We start from the raw sequence: 6,648 nt of genomic DNA on the forward strand, positions 1-6,648 counted from the left end.
GCCGGGCGGGCGTGCGCCGGCGCGGCAGGCCCCGGCCGGTCAGCCCGACAGGCCCATCTCACGGGCGATCAGCATCCGCTGGACCTCGCTGGTGCCCTCGCCGATCTCCAGGATCTTGGAGTCGCGCCACATCCGGGCGACCGGGTACTCGTTCATGAAGCCGTACCCGCCGTGGATCTGGGTGGCCTCACGGGCGTTGTCCACGGCGATCGTCGAGGAGTACAGCTTGGCGATCGCCGCCTCCTTCTTGAACGGCTGCCCCGCCACCATCCGCGCCGCCGCGTCGTGCCAGGCGAGGCGGGCGGTGTGGGCCTTCATCTCCATGTCGGCGATCTTGAACTGGATGGCCTGGTTGGCGCCGATGGGACGGCCGAACGCCTGCCGCTCCTTGGCGTACTTCACCGACTCGTCCACGCAGCCCTGGGCCAGGCCGGTGGCCAGCGCGGCGATCGCGATCCTGCCCTCGTCGAGGATGCGCAGGAACTGGGCGTAGCCGCGGCCCTCCTCGCCGACCAGGTTGGCGGCCGGGACGCGGACGTCGGTGAAGGAGAGCTCCCGGGTGTCCGAGGCGTTCCAGCCGACCTTGGAGTAGGGAGCGGCCACCGTGAACCCGGGGGTGCCCGAGGGGACGATGATCGCGGAGATCTCCGGCCTGCCGTCCGGCTTGCGGCCGGTGACCGCGGTGACCGTGACCAGGCCGGTGATGTCGGTGCCGGAGTTGGTGATGAAGCACTTGCTGCCGTTGATCACCCACTCGCCGGTGGCCTCGTCGAGCCGGGCGGTGGTGCGGGTGGCGCCCGCGTCGGAGCCGCCCTCGGGCTCGGTCAGGCCGAAGGCGCCGAGCACCTCGCCGGAGCACAGGCGCGGCAGCCACTCCCGCTTCTGCGCCTCGGTGCCGAAGAGGTGGATCGGCATGGCGCCCAGGGAGACGCCTGCCTCCAGCGTGATGGCGACCGAGGAGTCGACCCGGGCCAGCTCCTCCAGGGCGACGCCCAGGGCGAAGTAGTCGCCGCCCATGCCGCCGTACTCCTCGGGGAAGGGCAGGCCGAACAGGCCCATGCGGCCCATCTCGCGGACGATCTCGTAGGGGAACTCGTGCCGCTCGTAGTGGTCACCGATCCTGGGGGCGACCACGTCGTGGGCGAACTCCTCGACGGTGCGGCGCAGTTCCTCCAGCTCGGGGCTGAGGCGGCGGTCCATGGGGGTGGCGGTGATGGCGCTCATCGCGTCACTGCTCCTGGTGGGAGAGGGCTCGGACGGTGCGGGACGGGCTGGGCCGGCCCAGTTGTTCGGCCATCCACACGCTGGTGGCGGTGAGACGGCCGAGGTCGACCCCGGTCTCGATGCCGAGGCCCTGGAGCATCCACACCAGGTCCTCGGTCGCGAGGTTGCCGGTGGCGGACTTCGCGTAGGGGCAGCCGCCGAGGCCTCCGGCGGAGGCGTCGACGGTGGTGACACCGTGCTGGAGGGCGACCAGCGTGTTGGCCAGGGCCTGTCCGTAGGTGTCGTGGAAGTGGACGCCGATCGCCCCGGTGGCGACGCCGGCCTCCTTCAGCGCGGTGAGCACGGCGGCGACGTGGCCCGCGGTGGCGACGCCGATGGTGTCGCCCAGGCTCAGCTCGTCGGCGCCCATGCCGAGCAGCGCCCGGCAGACGTCCACGGCCTGCGGGACGGCGACGGGGCCCTCCCACGGGTCGCCGAAGACCATCGAGACGTAGGCGCGGACCCGCAGCCCCTCGGCCTTGGCGCGGGCGGCGACCGGCTCGAACATGGCCAGCGACTCGGCCACCGTGCGGTTGAGGTTGGCCCTGGCGAAGGACTCGGTGGCGCTGGCGAACAGCGCGACCGTGCGGGCGCCCAGCGCCAGGGCCCGGTCCAGGCCGCGCTCGTTGGGCACCAGCACGGGCAGCTCCACCGGCAGGTCGCTGACCATCGGGAAGAGCTGCTCGGCGTCCGCCAGCTGCGGCACCCACTTGGGGTGGACGAAGCTGGTGGCCTCGACGGCCGGCAGGCCCGCCCCGGCGAGACGGCGGACGAACTCCGCCTTCACCTCGGTGGGGACCGTCCCCTTCTCGTTCTGCAGGCCGTCCCGGGCGCCGACCTCGTAGATCCGCACCCGGGCGGGCAGGCCCTCGGCGGGGACCCGCACGGGCAGGCCGTCGGCGGTCATCGCGCCTCCTCCGCGTCCTCGTCGGGGTTCCCGTCGGGCGTGATCACGGCGAGCACCTGGTCCATCGCGACCGCGGTGCCGGGGGTGACGTCGAGCTCGGCGACCGTGCCGGCGTGCGGGGCGGAGATGACGTGCTCCATCTTCATCGCCTCCACCACCAGCAGGCTCTGGCCGGCCTCCACCCGGTCGCCGACGGCGGCCTTGACCACCGTCACCGTCCCGGGCATGGGAGCGGTGAGCGAGTCGGCCCCCGCGTGGGCCGCGCCGGTGAGCGAGGCGGCCACCGGGTCGTGGTCGCGGACCTGCCAGGCGTCGCCCTCCCGGCCGAGCCAGTCACCGGCCCGGTGGAAGGTGTGGCGGACGCCGTCCAGCGTCACCGACACCGTGTCCGGGCCCACCTCGTGGTGGGCGGAGCCGGCCCGCACGGTGTGGGTCACCGGGTCCAGCCCGGGGACCTGGAGCGGGAAGCCGACCGGCCGGTACGCCTCGGGGCCGCCGGTGCGCCAGCCGCTGGGCACGGCGAACGGGTCCGTCCAGCCGCCCTCGGCGGGCCCGGGAGCCAGCTCGGCCAGCCGGACGGCCGCCGCCGCCTCGTAGACCTCCGCCGGCACCCCGTCGGGCACCAGCGAACCGGCCTCGCGCTCCACCAGCCCGGTGTCCATCTCGCCCGACACCACGTCGGGGTGGGCCAGCAGCCGGCGGAGGAACCCGGCGTTGGTGGGCACGCCCAGCACGACCGTGTCCGCGAGGGCGGCGCGCAGCCGGCGCAGCGCGGTGGCCCGGTCCGGACCGTGCGCGATCACCTTGGCCAGCATCGGGTCGTAGAGGCTGCCCACCTCGGACCCCTCGCCCAGCCCGGAGTCGGTGCGCACGCCCGGGCCGCACGGCTCGCGCAGGGCCAGCACCCGGCCGCCGGACGGGAGGAAGCCGCGGGAGGGGTCCTCGGCGCAGATCCGGGCCTCCACGGCGTGGCCTGTGAGGGTGACGTCCTCCTGGGTGAACGGGAGCGGCTCGCCGGCCGCCACCCGCAGCTGCCACTCCACCAGGTCCAGGCCGGTGACCAGCTCCGTCACCGGGTGCTCCACCTGGAGGCGGGTGTTCATCTCCATGAAGTAGTAGGAGGAGGGGTCGCCGCCGGGGACGATGAACTCCACCGTGCCCGCGCCGACGTAACCGCAGGAGCGGGCCGCCTGGACGGCCGCCTCGCCCATCGCCGCCCGGGTCTCCTCGTCCAGGAGGACGCTGGGCGCCTCCTCGACGATCTTCTGGTGCCGCCGCTGCAGCGAGCACTCGCGCTCGCCCAGGTGCAGGACGTTGCCGTGGGTGTCGGCCAGCACCTGGATCTCGATGTGGCGGGGGCGGTCGATCCAGCGCTCCACCAGCAGCGTGTCGTCGCCGAAGGAGGCACGGGCCTCACGGCGGGCCGCGGCGATCTCCTCGGCCAGCGCGGACTCCTCGCGCACCAGGCGCATGCCCTTGCCGCCGCCGCCCGCGCTGGGCTTGAGCAGCACCGGCACGCCGATCTCGCGGGCGGCCGCGGCCAGTTCGGCGTCGGTCAGGCCGCTGCCGCTGGAGCCCGGCACCACCGGGACGCCGGCCGCGCGGACCGTCTCCTTGGCGCGGATCTTGTCGCCCATCAGGTCGATCGCCGGGGCGGGCGGCCCCAGGAAGACCAGCCCGGCGTCGGCGCAGGCCTGCGCGAAGGAGGCGTTCTCCGCCAGGAAGCCGTACCCCGGGTGCACGGCCTGCGCGCCGGTACGGGCGGCAGCCTCCAGGATGCGGTCGATCCGCAGGTAGCTCTCGCCGGCCGGCGCCGGACCGATCCGCACCGCGGTGTCGGCCGCCCGGACGTGCGGCGCCTCGGCGTCGGCGTCGGAGAAGACGGCGACCGAGCGGATGCCCAGCTCGCGCAGCGTACGGATCACCCGGACGGCGATCTCGCCGCGGTTGGCGACCAGCACCGTGTCGAACATGGTGTGCGCCCCCGGGAGCGTCGTCATGGCGTGTGCCGTCGTGCTGTGTGCCGTCGTGGTCTGCGTCATGTGTCCCACCCCTTACATCCGGAAGACGCCGAACTTCGGCTCGCCCAGCGGGGCGTTGCCGCAGGCGGTCAGGGCGAGGCCCAGGACCTGCCGGGTGTCCAGCGGGTCGATCACGCCGTCGTCCCACAGGCGGGCCGTCGCGTAGTAGGCGTTCCCCTGCTCCTCGTACTGGGCGCGGACGGGGGCCTTGAAGGCCTCCTCCTCCTGGGCCGGCCACTCCTCGCCGCGCGCCTCGAGCTGGTCCCGCTTGACCGTCGCCAGCACCGAGGCGGCCTGCTCGCCGCCCATCACGGAGATCTTGGCGTTGGGCCACATCCACATGAACCGCGGCGAATAGGCGCGCCCGCACATGGAGTAGTTGCCCGCGCCGTACGACCCGCCGACCACCACGGTCAGCTTGGGCACCCGGGTGCAGGCCACCGCCGTGACCATCTTCGCGCCGTGCTTGGCGATGCCGCCGGCCTCGTAGTCGCGGCCGACCATGAACCCGGAGATGTTCTGGAGGAACACCAGCGGGATGCCGCGCTGGTCGCACAGCTCGATGAAGTGGGCGCCCTTCTGGGCGGACTCGGCGAAGAGGATGCCGTTGTTGGCGACGATGCCGACCGGGTGGCCGTGGATCCGGGCGAAGCCGGTGACCAGGGTCTGCCCGAACTCCGACTTGAACTCGGCGAACCGGGAGCCGTCGACGATCCGGGCGATGATCTCGCGGACGTCGTAGGGCGTGCGGGAGTCGACCGGCACCGCGCCGTAGAGGCCATGGGGGTCGGCCTTGGGCTCGACCGCGGGGACCGCCTTCCAGGGCAGCTCCCGGCGGGCGGGCAGCGTGGAGACGATGGTGCGCACGATGCGCAGCGCGTGCGCGTCGTCCTCGGCGAGGTGGTCGGTGACGCCGGACACCCGGGAGTGCACCTCGCCGCCGCCCAGCTCCTCGGCCGTGACCACCTCGCCGGTGGCGGCCTTCACCAGCGGCGGTCCGCCCAGGAAGATCGTACCCTGGTTGCGGACGATGACCGCCTCGTCGCTCATCGCCGGGACGTAGGCGCCGCCGGCCGTGCAGGAGCCCATCACGGAGGCGATCTGCGGGATGCCGGCCGCGGACATCCGGGCCTGGTTGTAGAAGATGCGGCCGAAGTGCTCCCGGTCGGGGAAGACCTCGTCCTGCATCGGCAGGAAGGCGCCGCCGGAGTCGACCAGGTAGACGCACGGGAGGCGGTTCTCCAGCGCGACCTCCTGGGCGCGCAGGTGCTTCTTCACCGTCATCGGGTAGTAGGTGCCGCCCTTGACCGTGGCGTCGTTGGCCACGATCACGCACTCGCGGCCGCTCACCCGTCCGATGCCGGCGATCACCCCCGCGGCGGGCGCCTGGCCGCCGTACAGCCCGTCCGCCGCGAGCGGCGCCAGCTCCAGGAAGGGCGAGCCGGGGTCGAGGAGTGTGTCGACCCGGTCGCGGGGAAGCAGCTTGCCGCGCGCGGTGTGCCGCGCGCGGGCCTTCTCGCCCCCGCCCAGGCGGACCGCGGCCAGCTTGGCCCGCAGCTCCTCCACCAGGGCGAGGTGGGCCGCTTCGTTGGCCCTCCAGGCGTCCGAGGCGGGATCCGCCGCGCTCTTCAGCTCCGGTGCGTCGTCCATCAGGCGCTCCCTCAGGTTAGCGCTCGTTAACCCATTTCCTTCAGGTTAACGAGCGCTAACCGGCCTGTCTACAATTGATGGCATGGCCACCAGGACGGACGCCTCGACCCGCCGTGAGCAGATCCTCAAGGAGGCCGCGCGGCTCTTCGCCGAACGCGGCTTCCACGGGGTCGGCGTCGACGAGATAGGCGCCGCCGTGGGCATCAGCGGGCCCGGCCTGTACCGGCACTTCCCCGGCAAGGACGCGATGCTCGCGGAACTGCTGGTGGGCATCAGCGGACAGCTCCTCACGGGTGGCAGGCGGCGGGTGGCGGAGGCCGGGGCCGGGGCCGCGGGCGGCCCCGGGGCGGTCCTCGACTCGCTGATCGAGGGGCACATCGACTTCGCGCTCGACGACCGCCCGCTGATCACCCTGCACGACCGCGAGCTGGACCGCCTGCGGGACAGCGACCGCAAGCTGGTGCGGCAGCTGCAGCGGCAGTACGTCGAGCTGTGGGTGGAGGTGGTCCGCGACGTCCACCCGGAGCTGGCGGAGCCCCCCGCGCGGGCGGCGGTGCACGCCGTCTTCGGCCTGCTGAACTCCACGCCGCACCTCAGCCGGCCCAAGCTGCCGGGGCGGACGGCCACGGCGGCGCTGCTGCACGCCATGGCCCGGGGGGCCTTCGCCTCCGCCGCGGAGGCCGCGGCCAAGGCCTGACCCCTCGTCACGCGGACCGCCGCGTGCGGGCGGGGCGGGGCTGCGGCCCGGGGCCTGCCCGCGGTGGGGTGAGCGCCGCGTGCGCGCGGCGCCGCCCGCGGAAGGGTCCG

5 protein-coding genes are annotated in these 6,648 nt (G+C 73.8%); 1 reads left to right on the top strand and 4 read right to left on the bottom strand.

The features are described from left to right. Positions 1-39: 39 nt before the first annotated feature. The 4 genes from A2U95_RS13885 to A2U95_RS13900 all read right to left on the bottom strand — a co-directional run bounded on the left by A2U95_RS13885 (position 40) and on the right by A2U95_RS13900 (position 5,841). On the bottom strand, positions 40-1,200 hold the full coding sequence (locus tag A2U95_RS13885; RefSeq protein ID WP_166025195.1) for an acyl-CoA dehydrogenase family protein: 1,161 nt from the start codon (positions 1,198-1,200) through the stop codon (positions 40-42). Between the two features lie 28 nt (positions 1,201-1,228). Beyond that, on the bottom strand, positions 1,229-2,170 hold the full coding sequence (locus A2U95_RS13890; RefSeq protein WP_166022410.1) for a hydroxymethylglutaryl-CoA lyase: 942 nt from the start codon (positions 2,168-2,170) through the stop codon (positions 1,229-1,231). Beyond that, the gene (locus A2U95_RS13895; protein WP_166025198.1) at positions 2,167-4,143 is read right to left on the bottom strand and encodes an acetyl-CoA carboxylase biotin carboxylase subunit; all 1,977 of its coding nucleotides are present in this window, start codon (positions 4,141-4,143) and stop codon (positions 2,167-2,169) included. Before A2U95_RS13895 ends, A2U95_RS13890 begins: the two co-directional genes overlap by 4 nt. Positions 4,144-4,224: 81 nt before the next feature. Continuing rightward, positions 4,225-5,841, bottom strand: coding sequence for a carboxyl transferase domain-containing protein (locus tag A2U95_RS13900; RefSeq protein WP_166022411.1), 1,617 nt, complete (start codon positions 5,839-5,841; stop codon positions 4,225-4,227). 82 nt (positions 5,842-5,923) lie between these two features. Between A2U95_RS13900 and A2U95_RS13905 the strand changes: the two genes are divergently transcribed. After that, positions 5,924-6,538 (top strand): SACE_7040 family transcriptional regulator, encoded by a 615-nt coding sequence (locus A2U95_RS13905; RefSeq protein ID WP_166022412.1) that lies wholly within the window; start codon positions 5,924-5,926, stop codon positions 6,536-6,538. The last annotated feature ends 110 nt before the right edge of the window (positions 6,539-6,648 follow it).

Origin of the sequence: Streptomyces chilikensis (assembly GCF_001642695.1) — a bacterium.
In the GTDB taxonomy this organism is placed as follows: domain Bacteria; phylum Actinomycetota; class Actinomycetes; order Streptomycetales; family Streptomycetaceae; genus Streptomyces; species Streptomyces chilikensis.